Below are 17,294 nucleotides of genomic sequence, written 5' to 3' on the forward strand. Positions count from 1 at the left end.
CGTGTCCGAGGACCAGCCCACACCCCGCCCGCCCGTCCCCTCTCCCGCCTCGCTCGCCAAGCGCGTCCCGCCTCGCCCCACCGCCCCCGCGGTGCGGGAGTCGCACTCGGAGTCCGCCCGGTTCGGCCGCGTCGACGACGACGGCCGGGTGTTCGTGCAGGTCGGTGGCGTGGAGCAGGAGGTCGGCTCCTACCCCGGCGCCAGCCACGAGGAGGCGCTGCAGTACTTCGCCCGGAAGTACGACGAGCTGCACGCCTCGGCCGAGCTCCTCGAGGCGCGCCTGGGGAACCCGGAGGTCTCCGCCAAGGAGGTCTCCGACGGGTTGAGGACGCTCAAGGAGCACATCGCCGAGGCGCACGTCGTCGGCGACCTCCCCGCGCTGCACGCCATCGTCGAGCGGGTCGAGGCCGGCCTCGGCGAGAAGCGTGCGGCCGAGGCCGAGCACCGGCAGGCGGCCAGGCTCACGGCCACCACGGAGCGCGAGGCGATCGTCGTCCAGGCCGAGGAGATCGCGGCACAGCCGGCCGAACGCACCCAGTGGAAGCAGAGCGGGGAGCGGATGCGCGCCCTGCTCGACGAGTGGAAGCAGCACCAGCGGTCCGCGGCCAAGCTCGACAAGGCGACCGAGACCGAGCTGTGGCACCGGTTCAGCAAGGCCCGCAACACCTTCGACAAGGGCCGCCGCGCCTGGTTCGCCGAGCTCGAGACCACCCGGGCCGACGCCAAGCGCACGAAGCAGCGGCTCGTCACCGAGGCCGAGTCCCTCGCGTCGAGCACGGACTGGGGCCCCACCGCGCGGGCGTACAAGCAGCTCATGGACCAGTGGCGGGCCGCCGGACGGGCCAGCCGGTCCGACGACGACGCCCTGTGGGAGCGGTTCCGCGCGGCCCAGGACGCCTTCTTCACCGCCAAGGACTCCGCCGCTGCGGCCGAGGACGAGGCGTTCCGCGGCAACCTCGCCGTGAAGGAGGAGCTCCTCGTGGAGGCCGAGGCCCTGCTCCCCGTCCGTGACCTCGAGGCGGCCAAGACGTCGCTGCGCTCGATCCAGGACCGTTGGGACGCCGCCGGGAAGGTGCCGCGCGCCGACATCGACCGCGTCGAGAAGCGCATCCGCCGGGTGGAGTCCGCGGTCCGTGAGGCCGAGGACGCCAAGTGGCAGCGCACGAACCCGGAGGTCGCGGCCCGGGCCAGGTCGATGGTCGACCAGCTCGAGGCCTCCGTCTCCGCCATCGAGGCCGAGGTCGCGGCGGCCGAGGCCGCCGGGAACGAGACGAAGGCCGAGGCCGCGCGAGAGCGCCTGAGCGCCCAGCAGGACTGGCTGGCCCAGGCCCGGGCCGGGCTCGACGAGTTCGGAGGCTGAGCCCGGTCCGGTCGCCCACGCGCACGACACGACCCCGCGGGCGGGAGGACATCGTGCGTTCGGCCGTGGCCGCCCGCCGTACGGACTCCGCCACCTGCCTCGCCCCGACTCCCTGAGCACGGATCGTTCCACAATCGCCGAATCCAAGGCAGGATTGGGGCCGCTGTGGGCCGGCAGGGAGGACGTAACGTCATGGGCCGACAACAGGGTCGCGCGCGCGGTGCGCGAGTTCTCGTGGCGATCGCGGTCGTCGTCACACTGGCGCTGGGCACCGTCGCCTGGACGGTCATCTGGCCGCGGCTGAGCGGGCAGGTGCAGACCGTCTTCGTCAGTGAGCCCGACTGCGCCACGCCCCGCGAGGTCCTGGTGACCACGACCGAGGCCATGCGTGACGCGGTGCGCAACGTCGCGGAGACGGTGCCGGACCCGTGCGTCGTCTACGACGTCTCGGCCGAGGCGTCGTCGGTGACGACGCAGAAGATCCAGGACGGGGCCGAGGACGCTCCCAGCCTGTGGGTGGCCGACACCTCGCTCGTGGCCCAGGAGGCCACGACCGGCAACGACGCGGCTGCCGTCGGGGAGCAGCTCGCCTGGACGCCGCTCGTCGTCGCCGTCCCGGACGGCGCCACCGCTCCGGACCCACTGTCCTGGGCCTCGGTGATGCTCGACGACGACAGCAGGCTGCCCGACCCCAGCAGCTCCACCGTCGGACAGCTGGCGCTCGTGCTCGGGCTCGGCGAGGTCGACGCCCTTCCGGACGGGGAGCGCGCGACGGCCCTCACCGGCATTGGCGGGATGCTCAGCCGGGTCACCGACGAGGGTGACCTCCTCACCCGCTACGCAGGCCAGGAGTCCGCCGCGCTGTTCCCCACGACCGAGCAGCAGGTCTTCGCTGCCGACGTCGGGAACCTCACCGTCGCCGTCCCCGAGCCGGCCACCGGGGTGCTCGACTACACCCTCGTCACCAACGGCAGCACCGACGCCGAGCCGGTGGCCGCGCTCGTCGCGGCGCTGCGGTCGGAGGCCGGCCAGGCCACCCTGCGGGACGCGGGGTTCCGCACCCCCGGGGACCCCAGCCCGGTCGTCGCGGACGGCCCCCCGGCCGATGTCGTCCGGGCCACGGCATCCGCCCAGGACGTCCAGTCCGCGGAGGCCATGTGGCAGGCCATCGTCAGGCCGACCCGGCTGCTCAACATCGTCGACGTCAGCGGCTCCATGCGCCTGCCTGCCGTGGACGGGGGCGCCTCCAGGATCGAGGTCGCGGCGACGGCGTCGACCGGTGCGAACCGGCTCCTCGCCGACCACAACGCCGTCGGGCTCTGGACGTTCTCGACGGACGAGAGCGGCGGGCAGGACTACGCCGAGGTCGTCCCCGTCGAACCGCTCGGGGAGAGCGGCCAGCGGGACGCGCTCGCCGAGGCCCTGGCCGAGCTCCCCGGCCGGCTCTCCGGGGACACCGGCCTGTACGACACGATCGACGCCGCCTACCGCGCGATGCTGGGCTCCTACGACCCCGAGGCCGAGAACATCATGGTCGTCTTCACCGACGGCCTCAACGACGACCCCGGTGGCGGGCTCGACCTCGCGAGCCTGAAGTCGCGGCTGGACGGAGCGGCGAACGAGCAGCGCCCCGTGACGGTGCTGCTTATCGGGATGGGTGGCGTCGACGCCGAGCAGCTGAAACAGGTCGCGGCGGTCGTGCCGACCTCCGGCGGTGGTGGCGGAGCGGTGTTCACGATCGACGAGCCCCAGGACATCGGCGACGTGTACGTGTCGATGCTGCTGCGCCGGCTTCCGGGCCAGGGCTGAGGCCCACCCGCTCCCGACGAGACGCGAACCGCTCAGGCCGGCCGTCGACCGCCGGTGACCCGCTCGGCGTCCAGCACGCCGTTGACCTTGCGGACCGCGCGGATGACGTGGCCGAGATGGGCCGGGTCGCCCATCTCGAAGGTGAACCGCAGCACGGCGACGCGGTCGCGCGAGGTCTGCACCGAGGCCGACAGGATGTTCACGCCGTGGTCGGAGATGACCCGGGTGACGTCGGAGAGCAGCCGGGACCGGTCGAGGGCCTCCACCTGGAGCTGGACGAGGAACAGGCTGCCCGCGGTGGGTGCCCACTCGACGTCGATGATCTTGTCGGGCTGCGCGAGCAGGGAGGACGCGTTGGTGCAGTCGCGGCGGTGCACCGAGACGCCGTTCCCGCGCGTGACGAACCCGAGGATGTCGTCACCCGGGACCGGCGTGCAGCACCGTGCGAGCTTGACCCACACGTCCGCCATGTCCTTGACGACCACCCCGGGGTCGCCGGAGCGGCGGCGCGGCGGGCGGTCGAGGACCGGGCTGGCGGCCTCGGCGATGTCCTCGTTCGCGCCCTGCTCACCCCCGAGCGCGGCGAGCATCCGGGACACCACGTGCTGCGCCGAGACGTGGCCCTCCCCCACGGCGGCGTAGAGCGCGTCGATCCCGGGGTACCGGAGCTCCTCCGCGATGCCCGTGAGGCTCTCGACCGAGGTGAGGCGCTGCAACGGGAGGCCCTGCTTGCGCATGACCTTCGCGAGGTCCTCCTTGCCCTCCTCGATCATCTCCTCGCGGCGTTCCTTGGTGAACCACTGCTTGATCTTGTTGCGGGCCCGGGCCGAGCGCACGAAGCTCAGCCAGTCCCGGGACGGGCCGGCCGAGTCGGCCTTGGAGGTGAGGACCTCGACGAGGTCACCGTTGTCGAGCCGGCTCTCGAGGGGCACGAGGCGGCCGTTGACCCGGGCCCCGATGCAGTGGTGCCCGACCTCGGTGTGCACGGCGTACGCGAAGTCGACAGGGGTCGCGCCCGCGGGCAGCCCGACGAGCTGGCCCTTGGGGGTGAAGACGTAGACCTCGCTGGCGTTGATCTCGAAGCGCAGCGACTCGAGGAACTCACCGGGGTCGGCGGTCTCCTTCTGCCAGTCGAGCAGCTGGCGCAGCCATGCCATGTCGTTGACCGGGCCGGTCTGGCCGTCGCGCAGCTGCACGCCGGGGGCGCCGTCACCGCCCTTGCCCTGGCCGCCCTCCTCCTTGTACTTCCAGTGCGCGGCGACGCCGTACTCCGCCCGGCGGTGCATCGTGTGCGTCCGGATCTGGATCTCGACGGCCTTGCCGCCGGGGCCGATGACCGTCGTGTGCAGCGACTGGTACATGTTGAACTTCGGCATGGCGATGTAGTCCTTGAACCGCCCCGGCACCGGGTTCCACCGGGCGTGCAGCGCACCGAGCGCCGCGTAGCAGTCCCGGACGGTGTCGACGAGGACCCGCACCGCGACCAGGTCGTAGATCTGGTCGAAGTCCCGACCGCCCACGATCATCTTCTGGTACACGGAGTAGTAGTGCTTGGGCCGCCCGGTGACGGTGGCCTTGAGCTTGGCCGCACGCAGGTCGGAGCCGACCTCCTCGCGGACCCCCGCCAGGTACTCCTCGCGGGCCGGGGCGCGCTCCGCCACGAGCCGGACGATCTCGTCGTACACCTTGGGGTAGAGCGCCTGGAACGAGAGGTCCTCGAGCTCCCACTTGATCGTGTTCATGCCGAGCCGGTGGGCCAGCGGGGCGTAGATCTCGAGCGTCTCCTTGGCCTTGCGCTGGGCGCTCTCCTGGGAGACGTACCGCCAGGTGCGAGCGTTGTGCAGCCGGTCCGCGAGCTTGATGACGAGGACCCGGATGTCGCGGGCCATCGCGACGACCATCTTGCGCACGGTCTCGGCCTGGGCGGCCTGCCCGTAGGTGACCTTGTCGAGCTTGGTGACGCCGTCGACGAGCATCGCGATCTCGTCGCCGAAGTCACGCCGGAGGGCCTCGAGGCTGTAGGCCGTGTCCTCGACGGTGTCGTGCAGCAGCGCGGCCGCGAGGGTCGTGGGCGTCATGCCGAGCTCGGCGAGGATCGTCGTCACCGCGAGCGGATGGGTGATGTAGTCGTCGCCGCTGCGGCGCTTCTGACCCTCGTGGGCACGCTCGGCGACCGCGTACGCCCGCTCGACGAGGGCGATGTCGGCCTTGGGATGCGTGGAGCGGACGACCTGCAGCAGCGGCTCGAGGACGGGGTTGGTCGGCGGCTTGGAGCGCCCCACGCGCGCCAGGGCGGCCCGCGCCCGCGCGCGAGACCCCGCGCTCGGCGGCGGTGCCCCCGAGGCGGCGGTGGTCGAGTGCTCCGCCATGGACCGAGTCTAGTCTCGGCTCAGGCCACCCGGTGCAGCGACCGCACGGGGCGGTCGCCGAGGCGTGCCCGCCCACCCAGGGCGGTGAGCTCGACGATGCAGTCGAAACCCACGACGTCGGCACCGACGCGTCCCAGCAGCTCCCACGCGGCGTGCGCCGTGCCACCGCTGGCGAGGACGTCGTCGACGAGCACCACCCGCTCGCCCCCGGCCAGCGCGTCCTCGTGCACCTCGATGGTCTCCGCGCCGTACTCGAGCTCGTAGGACGCCGAGACCGTCCGGCCCGGCAGCTTCCCGGCCTTGCGGATGGGGACGAACCCGATCCCGAGGTGGTGGGCCAGTGCCGCGCCCACGACGAAGCCGCGGGCCTCGACCCCGGCGACGAGGTCGACGACACCGCGGCGGGGCGCCGCCAGGGACTCGACGACCGTGGCGAACGCCCCGGGGTCGGCGAGCAGGGGCGTGATGTCCTTGAACACGATCCCCGGCCGCGGGAAGTCCGGGACGTCGCGCAGCGTCCGGGCGACGACCTCGGCGACGGGCTCCACGGCCGCTACCGCTTCGACTTGGGCGTGCGCTTCGGCTGGTTCCGCGGACCCGAGCGGGCGTACTGGTGAACGGCGCGCCCCGTGAGCGTCGCACCCTCCTCCCGCGGACCCGCCTCGTCACGCGGTCCGGAGACCGCGGCGGCCCCGACGGGCTCGCCCGCCTCGAGCTCCCGGGCGGCATCGCGCTCCCGCTTGATCGCGCGGTTCTGGTAGGCCTGCGCCTTCTTCGCGAGGTCGACGACCCTGGCCTCCTTGCTGCGCAGCGAGACGAGCAGCGGCGTCGCGATGAAGATCGAGCTGTACGCACCGGCGAGCAGGCCGATGAACAGCACGACCGAGAGGTCGGTCAGCGTGCCCGGGCCGAGGAGCAGCACACCGACGACGAGGACGGCGGTGATCGGCAGCAGCGCGACGACGGTCGTGTTGATCGAGCGGACCATCGTCTGGTTGACCGCGAGGTTGGCGGCCTGCGCGTAGGAGCGGCGGCCGTTCGCGAAGGCTTCCGTCGTGTTCTCGCGGACCTTGTCGAAGACGACGACCGTGTCGTAGAGCGAGTACCCGAGGACGGTGAGGAAGCCGATCATCGTCGCCGGCGAGACCTCGAACCCTGTCCAGGCGTAGATGCCCGCGGTGATGACGAGGTCGTGGCCCAGCGCCACGAGGGCCGCGAGGGACATCTTCCAGGTGCGGAAGTACAACGCCATGACGAGCGAGACGAGCACGAGGAAGATGACGAGCGCCTGGAGCGCCTTCTGGCTGACCGTGGCACCCCACGACGGGCCGACGAAGGTGGCCGAGACGTCCTCCGTGGGAACCCCGAACTCCTGGGCGAGTGAGGCGCGCACGTCCGCCGAGTCGGCGTCGGACAGCCGCGAGGTCTGCACCCGGATGGTGTCCGCGCCAACGAGGGTGACGTTGACGTCGGCCCCCGACTCGAGCGTGGCGGCGTCCCGGGCGCGGGACTCGTAGCCCTCGGTGTCCGTCGTCCCGCTGACCCGGAACTCCGAGCCGCCCTTGAACTCGAGGCCGAGGTTGAGCTGCTGGATGCCGAGGCCGAGGAGCGCGACGACGATGACGGCGACCGAACCCAGGTAGAACCGGCGACGCCGGGCGACCACCGGGACGGACCGGGTGCCGCTGTAGAGGTCGTTACCCAGCTGGGCGAAGCTGAAGCTCATGCGTGGCTCCCTTCCGGCTCACGGGCCGCGGGCGGGGCGGAGGTGAACCGTCCGCGTCCCGCGTAGCGGGTGGTCTTCACACCGAGCCGGCGCGGGTCGAGACCGGACCACGGGTGGCCGTCGCGGAAGAACGGGCGGCGCGCGAGCAGCGCGACGACCGGGTGGGTGAAGAGGTACACGACGACGAGGTCGATGAGCGTCGTGAGGCCGAGCGTGAACGCGAAGCCACGGACGTTGGACGTCGCCAGCGTGTACAGGACGAGCGCGGCGAGGAAGTTGACGCCGTCGGCGGCAAGGATGGTCCGCCGGGCCCGTGCCCAGCCGGTCTCGACCGCGGCGGCGAGCGACCTGCCCTCGCGCAGCTCGTCACGCACCCGCTCGAAGTAGACGATGAAGCTGTCGGCGGTGAAGCCGATGGCGACGATCAGACCCGTCACGCCCGCCATGTCGAGCCGGTAGTTGTGCGACCAGCCGAGGATCGTCACGACGAGGTAGGTCATCCCCGCGGCGGTGGCGAGCGAGAAGATCGTGACGAACCCGAGCATCCGGTACTGGAAGACCGAGTACACGACGACGAGCAGGAGGCCGATGAGGCCCGCGATGAGGCCGTAGCGCAGCTGCTCGCTGCCGAGCGTCGGGCTGATGTCGGTGGAGGTCTGCAGGTCGAAGGACAGCGGCAGCGCACCGAACTTCAGCTGCTCGGCGAGGTTGCGGGCCTCCTCCAGGGTGAAGCCACCGGTGATGCTCGCGTTGCCGTCCGGGATCGCGGAGGTGAACCGCGGCGCCACGATGACCCGCGAGTCGAGGACTGTCGCCATCTGGTTCTGCGGCTCGGGCAACGCGACCATCTCGCGGCTGATGTCGGCGTACCTCCTCGTGCCCTCACCGTCGAAGCTCAGCGCGATCTCGACCTCGCTGGTCAGCGCGCCCTGCTGGTTGGTGCGGTAGCCCGCCGTGGCATCGCTGATCGACGCGCCGGAGACCGCGACAGGCCCGAGGACGTACTTCGCCACGCCGTCGTCGGAGCACGTCACGAGGGGCTTGGTGTCGTCGTCGACGAGGTCGTCGAGTGCGGCCGGGTCGGTGCACTCGAGCGCGTCGAACTGCTGCTGCACCTCGGGCGTGACCCACGCGAGGTCGGTGGGGTCGGTGGGCGTCCCGCCCTCGGCGCCGGTGTCGCCACCGTCGGTGTCCCCGGACGGCGACGGGCTCGGGGACGGCGACCCGCTCGGGCTGGGGCTCGGGCTCTCGGCGGTGAGGACCTCGTTGAGGGCAGAGCCGCTCGTGGACGTGGGCGTCGGGCTCGGCGAGCCGGACCCCTCCTGCGCGGTGGCCGTCGGGCTCGGGCTGCCGGCGCCCTCCCCACCCGATGCGGAGGCGCTCGGGGACGGCGAGGCGGTCGGGGCCGGAAGGCCGGAGCCGACCTGCAGCACCGGGCGGAACTGCATCTGCGAGGAGCGCTGGATGTTCTGCTTGGTCTCTTCGCTCGGTACCTCCGGGATGCTCACGACGATGTTCCGGTCGCCCTGCGTGGTCACCTCGGCACCCGAGACACCGCCGCTGTCGACGCGCTGGACGATGATGTCGCGCGCCTGGGCGAGCTGCTCCGGGGAGACCGTCTGGCTCCCGGTGAGGCGGGGCTCGAGAACGAGCTGGGTGCCGCCCTTGAGGTCGAGACCGAGCTTGGGGGTCAGGCCGCCCGAGGACCAGATGTTGGCGCCGGCGAGCAGCGCCCCCAGGCCGACGACGAGGACGACGAGCCCGATGAGCGACCGTGCCGCGACGGAGCGCTTGGCACCGCGAGCCATGTCAGCCCACCTCCGGGGCGCGCATGCCGACCGCCCGGCGGTCGAAGCGCAGGTGCGTGCCGTCGCCGGTGTCGAGGGTCACCACGCGTTCGTCGAGGGCGGTGATCGTCCCGTAGAGCCCCGAGGTCGTCACGACCTCCTCCCCCACCTGGAGGGACTCCTGCAGGGACTGTGCCTGCTTGCTGCGCTGGCGCTGGGTGAAGAACATCCAGGCCAGGAGCAGGAACGGGAGCCCCAGGATGAGGAGGTAGCCAAGGCCGGAGCCGGAGCCGTCTGACATCGGTGTGTGGTCCTTCGAGCGGGTGTGTCCCGCGGTGGCGGGCAGTGGTTCGGCCCGGACGCGCCGGGCCGAAGGACCACTGTAGGCGAGAGCGGGACACGTCACCAACGAAGGACGCGCCGCCGGAGTGCCCCCGTGCTCAGCCGAGACGCCCCGGACCGTCGTCGAGCGGCAGGGGCACCTGCTGGGCGTCCCGCGGCGGCGTGAGCCCCAGATGCGCCCAGGCGGTCGGGCTCGCGGCGCGGCCCCGCGGGGTCCGCACGAGGTAGCCCTCGCGGACGAGGTACGGCTCCGCGACGGTCTCGACGGTGTCGGACTCCTCCCCGACCGCGACCGCGAGTGTGGAGAGCCCCACCGGGCCGCCGGCGAACCGTCGGCACAGGGCGTCGAGCACGGCGCGGTCGAGCCGGTCCAGGCCCGCCTCGTCGACGTCGAACAGCGCCAGGGCCTCGCGGGCGGCATGGTGGTCCACGGCGCCGTCACCGTGGACCTGAGCCCAGTCCCGCACCCGCCGCAGCAGCCGGTTGGCGATGCGCGGGGTGCCCCGGGAGCGTCCGGCGACCTCGGCGACGCCGGCCTCGTCCGCCTCGACCCCGAGCAGCCCCGCAGAGCGGCGCAGGATGGTCACGAGGTCGGCCGTGTCGTAGTAGTCGAGATGACCGGTGAAGCCGAACCGGTCGCGCAGCGGCGCCGGGAGCAGCCCGGCGCGCGTGGTGGCTCCGACCACGGTGAACGGTGGGAGCTCGAGGGGGATGGCCGTGGCCCCGGGCCCCTTCCCGACGACGACGTCGACCCGGAAGTCCTCCATCGCGAGGTAGAGCATCTCCTCGGCGGACCGGCTCATCCGGTGGATCTCGTCGAGGAAGAGGACCTCCCCCTCGTCGAGGCTGGACAGCACCGCGGCGAGGTCGCCCGCGTGCTGGATGGCCGGGCCGCTCGTGACCCGGATCGGCCGCTCCAGCTCGGCGGCGACGATCATCGCCAGGGTGGTCTTGCCCAGTCCGGGTGGGCCGGAGAGCAGGACGTGGTCCGGCGGGCTGCCCCGGCGCCGCGCGGCCTCGAGGACCAGCCCGAGCTGGTCGCGGACCCGCGGCTGTCCCGGGAACTCGGCGAGGCGCCGGGGACGCAGCGCGGCCTCGACGACCCGCTCGTCGTCGGCGCCGCCGGCGTCGACGATCCGGGCGGTGGCGTCGTACGAGCCGTCGCCCTCGCTCACCTCGCTGCGGAAGCCCTCGGGCTGCGCCGCGCTCACCGCCGGAGCTCCCGCAGGGCGAGGCGCAGGTAGGCGGCGACGTCGGCGTCGGCGGGTGCGCCCCCGGCGACGGCCTCGACCGCGTCGCCCGCCTGCTTGGTCGTCCAGCCGAGGCCCACGAGGGCCTCGGTGACCTGCTCGCGCCAGGGCTCCGCGCTCGGCGCGGCGGGCCCGGCCGGCGCCGGGCCTCCCCCGGTGCCGTGGATCGCGGCGACCTTGTCCTTGAGCTCGAGCACGAGCCGCTGCGCGGACTTGGCGCCGATGCCCGGCACCGCCGTGAGGGCCTTGGTGTCGCCACGGGTCAGCGCCCCGGCGAGCTCGTCCGGCCCCATGACCGAGAGCATCGCGAGGGCGAGGCGTGGACCGACCCCGGAGACCGTCTGCACGGTCTCGAACATGTCCCGCTCGGACCGCTCGTCGAAGCCGTAGAGCGTGAGCGAGTCCTCGCGGACGACGAGGCTCGTCGCGAGCGTCGCCTCCTGGCCACGGTGACAGCCGGCGGCGGTGGCCGGCGTCGTGTGGACCAGCATCCCCACTCCCCCGACCTCGACGACGACGTGGTCCAGGCCCACGTGGCCCACCGGGCCGCGGACCGAGGCGATCACCGCCGGGCCCCCTCGGCGAGGGCGGCCAGCCGGGAGCTCTGCGCACCGCGCCACGCGTGGCAGACCGCCAGCGCGAGGGCGTCCGCGGCGTCGGCCGGCCGGGGCGCGGCGTCGAGGCCGAGGATGCGCGCCACCATCGCCCCCACCTGGGCCTTCTCGGCACGGCCCGACCCGGTGACCGCGGCCTTGACCTCGGTCGGGGTGTGGAAGGCGACGGGCACGCCGTGGCGGGCAGCGACGAGCAGCGCGACGGCGGTCGCGTGCGCGGTGGTCATCACGCTGGCGACGTTGACGTCGGCGAAAACGCGCTCGACGGCGACGACCTCGGGCTCGTAGCGCGTGACCCAGGCGGTCATCTCCTGCTCCAGGTAGAGCAGCCGTTCCCCGGGCTCGGCGCTGGTGGGGGTCCGCACGACCCCCACCGCGACCATCGCCGCGCGGCCGGGACGGCCGTCGACGACACCGAGGCCGCACCGGGTCAGGCCCGGGTCGACGCCGAGGACACGCACGCTGGGCTCCTTGCATCCGGACGACGGTTAGAACACCTGTTCGGTGGCCACGCTACGGGAGGAGGACGACACCCCTCCGGAGCGACACGCGCGGGTCAGGGCCGGGCGAGCAGGAGATAGCGCTCGTCGTCGGTCTCGCGCCCCCACAGCACGGGGTCGGTGAGCGGCCGGACCTCGACGTCCGCCGCGTGCGGTCGGACGAGCGCCCGCGCGGCGCCCGCGGTGAGGCCCGCGCCGGTGGACCAGTCACCCTCGACGAGCACGAGCAGCCCGCCGGGGCGCAGTGCCCGCACCCAGCGGCGCAGCGCGACGTCGGGCTCGGGCAGGGCCCACAGGACGTGACGGCACAGGACCGCGTCGAGGGACGCGTCGGCCAGGCCCGGGTCGGCGGCGTCACCGACCCGAGGCGTCACACCGGTGCGCCTCAGCTTGTCGCGGGCGTGCCGAACCATCTCGGGTGAGAAGTCGAGAGCGTCGACCCGGTGTCCGGCGTCGGCGAGCAGCAGGCTCAGCGTCCCGGTGCCACAGCCGAGGTCGGCCACGGCCGCGGGCGGCTCCGGCAGGAAGCCCGACAGCAGGTCGGCCCACGCCGCACGGGTGACGGGGTCGAGCAGACCGTGGTCGGCGGCCTCGTCGAAGGTGGGTGCCTCGGCGTCCCAGGTGGCGGGGTCGGCCGCCGCCGTCACTGGTCGACGCTCTCCAGCTCGGCGAGGACGTCGTCGGGGATGTCGCCGTTGGCGAAGACGTCCTGGACGTCGTCGGAGTCCTCGAGGGCCTCGACGACGCGGATCATCTTCTTCGCGCCCTCGGCGTCGAGCGGGACCTGGAGGTTGGGCACCCACGCGGCCTCGGCCGAGTCGTAGTCGACGCCGGCCTCCTGCAGCGCGGTACGCACGGCGACGAAGTCGGTGGCCTCGGAGACGATCTGCCAGGCCTCGCCGTAGTCGTTGATCTCCTCGGCGCCGGCCTCGAGAACGACCTCGAGCAGCTCGTCCTCGGACTTCTCGCTCTTGGGCACCATGACGACGCCCTTGCGGTCGAACACGTAGGAGACCGAGCCCGGGTCGGCGAGCTGGCCACCGTTGCGGGTCAGCGCCGTACGCACCTCGGCCGCCGCACGGTTGCGGTTGTCGGTGAGGCACTCGATGAGGATGGCGACGCCACCCGGCGCGTAGCCCTCGTAGGTGATGGTCTCCCAGTCCGAGCCGCCCGCGGTCGCACCGGAGCCGCGCTTGACGGCGTTGTCGATGTTCGTGTTCGGGACCGAGGACTTCTTGGCCTTCTGGATGGCGTCGTAGAGCGTCGGGTTGCCGGCGGGGTCACCGCCGCCGGTGCGGGCTGCGACCTCGATGTTCTTGATGAGCTTGGCGAACAGCTTGCCGCGCTTGGCGTCGATCGCCGCCTTCTTGTGCTTGGTGGTCGCCCACTTGGAGTGGCCGCTCATGAACGCTCCCTCAGACTCTGTCTCACGATGTCGACGAACAGCTGGTGGACCCGGTGGTCACCGGTCACCTCGGGGTGGAAGGACGTGATCAGCAGGTTCCGCTGACGCGCGGCGACGATCCTACCCGCGGCCGGACCGTGCTCCACGCGGGCGAGGGGCTCCACCGCGTCCCCGGCGTCCTCGACCCAGGGGGCGCGGATGAAGACCGCGCGTACCGGCTCACCCCCGAGCTCGCGGACGTGTAGGTCGTCCTCGAAGGAGTCCACCTGCCGCCCGAAGGCGTTGCGCCGGACGGTGATGTCCATCCCGCCGAGGGTCTGCTGGCCGGGGGCGCCGTCCAGCAACCGGTCGGCGAGCATGATCATCCCGGCGCAGGAGCCGTAGACCGGCAGGCCGGCCGCGATGTGGTCGCGCAGGGGCTGCTGCAGCTCGAAGATCCGCACGAGCTTGTCCATCGTCGTCGACTCACCCCCGGGAATGACGAGGCCGTCGACCGCGGCCAGCTCCGCGGGTCGACGAACGGTCGTCGCGGTGGCACCGCCGTGCCGCAGGGCCGCGAGGTGCTCGCGGACGTCGCCCTGGACGGCCAGCACACCGATGGTGGGGGTCGTGGTCACGGCCGCGATGCTACGGGCGTCCGCGCGCCGTACCCGCGGCGGGACCGTCAGACCGAGACGCCGTCGCGTCCTCGCATCTTGGTGCGGTAGAGCGCCTGGTCCGCGCTCTCGCGCAGGTCCTCGAGAGCACCGAGGCTCCCGGAGGCCAGTCCGATGCTCACCGTGGCACGCAGCCCGAGGGAGAGCTCGTCCCAGTCCTCGGAGCGGATGACGTCCGCGACCTCGGCACAACGGGCTCGTGCCGCCTCGATGTTGTCCGTGTCGAGCAGCAGCAGGAACTCGTCACCGCCCCAGCGCACCGCGAGGTCGCTCGCCCGGACCACGCGCCCGAGCGCAGCGGCCACCAGGACGAGCACCGCGTCACCGACCCCGTGCCCGTGGGTGTCGTTCACCGCCTTGAAGTGGTCGATGTCCACGAGCACGATGATGACGTCACGTGCGGGCGAGCCGGCCCGGTCGGCACGCAGGGCGGCCACGTGCGTGGCCAGCCCACGCCGGTTGGCCAGCCCGGTCAGCTCGTCCACCTCGGCCGCCATCCGCAGCCGGTCGTGCTCGGCGACCATCTGCTCCTTCTCGATGAGCGAGGCCATCGACTGTGCGGACTCCGCGCGCGCCTCCAGCCTGCGGCACGACAGCTCCCGACCGAGGCGCAGGCCAGCGGTCTCACGACCGGTCTCGAGTGCCTCGAGCTCGGCGTCCCGGGTCAGCGTGAGCAGGTGCAGCTCGGGCTCGTGCTTCCGGTTCCAGGAGCGCAGGGCCCGCATCAGGTGGCGCCGAGCCAGGCTGGGGTCGGGCTCGGTGAACCCCGCCGCCAGGTGCAGGAGGCTCGCGAACTCGGCCCCGTGGGGGTCTGCGGGCTGCCGTGGTGGCCCGCTGGGCGGGGCGAGCGCGTCGACGACGTTCTCGAGGATGTGCAGGTCGGTGTACCAGGTGTCCGGGAGGAGGTTCTCGGGAACCCGCCGGATGGCGGTCCGCGCGGACTCCCCCAGGGCGGCCAGCTCAGCTGACGGCCCGCTCTGGCGGCGGACGCACAGGCGCCGCACCTCGATCTCCGCCCGGTTGTACATGGCGGTGGCCCGGCGCGACGCGTCGCGTTCCGCGGTGAGCAGGTCGGCCGCCGCCGAGGTGTGCTCGAGAGCGAGGTCCCACAGCTCGCGGTCGAGGTACGCCGTGGCGCACTGGCCGTGCGCGGACGGCAGCATCGCGTGGGTCTCCTCGGCGTCCCGGAGGAGCACCGTCGCGCGGGCGAGGTCACGGTCTGCGGCCGGGCCCGGGCGACCGATCTTCTCGGCGTGCGTTGCGCGCATCCCGAGGACCAGCGCCTCCCACACCACCTCGCCCTCGGACCGGGCCCGCTCGAGGATGCGCGAGAGATGGAACTCCTCGTCCAGACCGGAGTCGTACTGCGACGCGAGGACGAGGACGTAGTCGGCGGTCATGACCACGTCCCACCAGCCGCTCTCCTCGGCCCGACGGACGATCTCCGCGACCCGGTCGAGGTCGACCGAGCCCGGCGTCTGGGCGGGCAGGATGAGCGCGCTGGCCTCGTCCAGGAGCACCGCGTGCTCGTCCGGACGTCGCGGTGCCCCGGTTCGAGACCGGGTCTTCACCGTCATGTGGCGATTGTGAAACGGTGAGGCTGTCGGGGCGAGCGGCAGGCGCGATTCTCGTCCGGACGGCCGATCCCCGACTCGTCGACGGGACGACCGCCCTCCTGCGCCTCCGTTACGGTCGGGCGCATGTCCGCACCTCTGGCCGAGCGCGCCGCAGCCCTCGACTCGGAGCACGCTGCGACGGACCTGCGGTCCCGGTTCCGGCTCCCGGCGGGCGTGGTGTACCTCGACGGCAACTCGCTCGGCGCGCTTCCCGCCGGGGTCCCCGAGGCCGTCGCCGACGTGGTCCAGCGCCAGTGGGGAACCGGGCTCGTCTCGAGCTGGAACGACGCCGGATGGTGGGACACGCCCGCCCGGGTGGGTGACCGCATCGGGCGGCTCGTCGGCGCGGCCGAGGGACAGGTCGTCTGCACGGACTCCACGACCGTCAACCTCTACAAGTGCGTGGTCGCCGTGGCCCGGATGCGCCCGGGCCGCCGGGTCGTGCTCACCGACCCGGCGTCCTTCCCCACCGACCTCTACGTCACCGAGGCCGCCGCACGGGACGCAGGTCTCGTCGTCGAGCGGGTGACCCCGTCAGGGGCACCGGCACGGATCGCGGAGGTCGGCGAGGACCTGGTCCTCGCCGCGTACAGCTCGGTCGACTACCGCACCGGGGAGCTGTGGGACCTGCCCGGCATCACGAGGGCGGCGCATGCCGTCGGCGGCCTCGCCTGCTGGGACCTGTGCCACTCGGCCGGGGTCCTCGACGTCGGGCTCGACAAGCACGGCGCCGACCTCGCCGTCGGCTGCGGCTACAAGTACCTCAACGGCGGCCCCGGCGCTCCGGCCTTCCTCTACGTCGCCCGGCGGCACCAGGACGGGTTCGACCAGCCGCTGTCGGGGTGGAACGGCCACGCCACGCCGTTCGCGATGGCACCGGAGTACGAGCCGGCACCGGGCATCTCCCGCGCCCGCGTCGGCACTCCCCCGCTGCTGTCGATGCTCGCGCTGGACGCCGCTCTCACCGTCTACGACGACGTCACGGTCACCGACCTGCGCGCGCGTTCGCTCTCGCTCACCGGCTTCTTCCTCGAGTGTCTCGACGAGCTCGTGCCGGACATCGAGCCGGCGACTCCCCGCGACCCGACGCGACGCGGCTCGCAGGTGAGCCTGCGCCATCCCGACGCCTACGGCGTCGTCCAGGCCCTCATCGCGCGGGACGTCGTCGGGGACTTCCGGGAGCCGGACGTCGTCCGGCTGGGCTTCGCGCCGATGTACCTGACCCACGCGGACGTCCTGCACGCGGCCGAGCAGCTGAAGGCCGTCCTCGACGCCGGCGAACAGGGCCGCCCCGAGTTCACGACCCGCTCCACCGTCACCTGACCTCGGCTACCGGCGCGCCGTCCCTACCCGACAGTCACTCAGCCGTCGGCCAGCCGCTCCTGTTCGTCGGCGTCGAGGACGGCCTCGATCGTCACCCGGGCACCGGCAGCCCTCAGGGCCAGTACGAGGTCCAGGGCGTAGGCGTCGAGGATCGGCCGGTGGTACGGCATCGCCAGGGCGACCATCGGGAACCGCTTGTCACGGCTCACGGCGAGTCGCACCACCTCGCCCATGTGCTCGACGACGATGGTGCGCTGGTTGTCCCAGCTCCGCCGCTGCAGCCTGACGTCGAGCGCTGCCGAGGGTGCTCGCCAGAGCGTCGTGCTCCGAGGGCGCCGGAACTCGAACGTCGTGCCGTCGAGCGCAACGGCCGCGCGACGGATCACCTGACCACTGCGGCTGACCGTCCACGCCAGCCAGTACCCCGGCGGATGTGTGGGACTGCCCGGAAGCCCCCCGGGTCGGCCGATCATCTGGCGGTGTTGCTCGCGAGCCTTGTGAACACGCCATTGCCCCAACGCGAATCCGCCACTCATG

The 17,294-nt window shown here is 72.7% G+C and carries 16 protein-coding genes; 3 read left to right on the forward strand and 13 right to left on the reverse strand.

All coding sequences use genetic code 11. The annotated features are described in order from the left end of the window. Nucleotide 1: 1 nt before the first annotated feature. Nucleotides 2-1,360 (forward strand): DUF349 domain-containing protein, encoded by a 1,359-nt coding sequence (locus JQN72_RS06545; RefSeq protein WP_204134370.1) that lies wholly within the window; start codon nt 2-4, stop codon nt 1,358-1,360. 192 nt (nt 1,361-1,552) lie between these two features. Then, nucleotides 1,553-3,169, forward strand: coding sequence for a substrate-binding and VWA domain-containing protein (locus JQN72_RS06550; RefSeq protein ID WP_204134371.1), 1,617 nt, complete (start codon nt 1,553-1,555; stop codon nt 3,167-3,169). 32 nt (nt 3,170-3,201) lie between these two features. On the opposite strand, the gene JQN72_RS06555 is transcribed toward JQN72_RS06550, so the two are convergent. From JQN72_RS06555 to JQN72_RS06610, 12 genes are all read right to left on the reverse strand, one after another. Next, nucleotides 3,202-5,538, reverse strand: coding sequence for a bifunctional (p)ppGpp synthetase/guanosine-3',5'-bis(diphosphate) 3'-pyrophosphohydrolase (locus tag JQN72_RS06555; protein WP_204134372.1), 2,337 nt, complete (start codon nt 5,536-5,538; stop codon nt 3,202-3,204). A 20-nt stretch (nt 5,539-5,558) separates the two neighbouring features. Continuing rightward, entirely contained in the window at nt 5,559-6,086 is a 528-nt protein-coding gene (locus tag JQN72_RS06560) for an adenine phosphoribosyltransferase (protein ID WP_204134373.1), read from the reverse strand. 5 nt (nt 6,087-6,091) lie between these two features. After that, on the reverse strand, nt 6,092-7,264 hold the full coding sequence (secF, locus tag JQN72_RS06565) for a protein translocase subunit SecF (RefSeq protein ID WP_204134374.1): 1,173 nt from the start codon (nt 7,262-7,264) through the stop codon (nt 6,092-6,094). Then, nucleotides 7,261-9,072, reverse strand: coding sequence for a protein translocase subunit SecD (secD, locus tag JQN72_RS06570; protein WP_204134375.1), 1,812 nt, complete (start codon nt 9,070-9,072; stop codon nt 7,261-7,263). Before secD ends, secF begins: the two co-directional genes overlap by 4 nt. 1 nt (nt 9,073) lies before the next feature. Further along, nucleotides 9,074-9,352 (reverse strand): preprotein translocase subunit YajC, encoded by a 279-nt coding sequence (gene yajC, locus JQN72_RS06575; RefSeq protein WP_204134376.1) that lies wholly within the window; start codon nt 9,350-9,352, stop codon nt 9,074-9,076. Nucleotides 9,353-9,491: 139 nt separating this feature from the next. Beyond that, nucleotides 9,492-10,604 (reverse strand): Holliday junction branch migration DNA helicase RuvB, encoded by a 1,113-nt coding sequence (gene ruvB / locus JQN72_RS06580; protein ID WP_204134377.1) that lies wholly within the window; start codon nt 10,602-10,604, stop codon nt 9,492-9,494. Then, nucleotides 10,601-11,209, reverse strand: a complete 609-nt coding sequence (ruvA, locus tag JQN72_RS06585) for a Holliday junction branch migration protein RuvA (protein WP_204134378.1) — start codon at nt 11,207-11,209, stop codon at nt 10,601-10,603. Before ruvA ends, ruvB begins: the two co-directional genes overlap by 4 nt. Continuing rightward, nucleotides 11,206-11,718, reverse strand: a complete 513-nt coding sequence (gene ruvC / locus JQN72_RS06590; RefSeq protein WP_204134379.1) for a crossover junction endodeoxyribonuclease RuvC — start codon at nt 11,716-11,718, stop codon at nt 11,206-11,208. Before ruvC ends, ruvA begins: the two co-directional genes overlap by 4 nt. A 95-nt stretch (nt 11,719-11,813) precedes the next feature. After that, the gene (locus tag JQN72_RS06595; RefSeq protein WP_204134380.1) at nt 11,814-12,404 is read right to left on the reverse strand and encodes a class I SAM-dependent methyltransferase; all 591 of its coding nucleotides are present in this window, start codon (nt 12,402-12,404) and stop codon (nt 11,814-11,816) included. Then, on the reverse strand, nt 12,401-13,162 hold the full coding sequence (locus JQN72_RS06600; protein WP_204134381.1) for a YebC/PmpR family DNA-binding transcriptional regulator: 762 nt from the start codon (nt 13,160-13,162) through the stop codon (nt 12,401-12,403). Before JQN72_RS06600 ends, JQN72_RS06595 begins: the two co-directional genes overlap by 4 nt. Then, a complete protein-coding gene (pdxT, locus tag JQN72_RS06605; protein WP_204134438.1) occupies nt 13,159-13,788 on the reverse strand; it encodes a pyridoxal 5'-phosphate synthase glutaminase subunit PdxT in 630 nt (209 codons plus the stop codon). The genes JQN72_RS06600 and pdxT overlap by 4 nt, the downstream gene beginning before the upstream one ends. A 38-nt stretch (nt 13,789-13,826) precedes the next feature. Next, nucleotides 13,827-15,395, reverse strand: a complete 1,569-nt coding sequence (locus JQN72_RS06610) for a GGDEF domain-containing protein (RefSeq protein ID WP_204134382.1) — start codon at nt 15,393-15,395, stop codon at nt 13,827-13,829. 123 nt (nt 15,396-15,518) lie between these two features. On the opposite strand from JQN72_RS06610, the gene kynU reads away from it, so the two are divergent. Continuing rightward, the gene (kynU, locus tag JQN72_RS06615; protein WP_204134383.1) at nt 15,519-16,757 is read left to right on the forward strand and encodes a kynureninase; all 1,239 of its coding nucleotides are present in this window, start codon (nt 15,519-15,521) and stop codon (nt 16,755-16,757) included. Between the two features lie 38 nt (nt 16,758-16,795). On the opposite strand, the gene JQN72_RS06620 is transcribed toward kynU, so the two are convergent. Beyond that, nucleotides 16,796-17,143 (reverse strand): hypothetical protein, encoded by a 348-nt coding sequence (locus JQN72_RS06620; protein ID WP_204134384.1) that lies wholly within the window; start codon nt 17,141-17,143, stop codon nt 16,796-16,798. Nucleotides 17,144-17,294: the final 151 nt, after the last annotated feature.

The organism is Phycicoccus sp. CSK15P-2 (assembly GCF_016888005.1).
Classification (GTDB): Bacteria; Actinomycetota; Actinomycetes; order Actinomycetales; family Dermatophilaceae; genus Phycicoccus.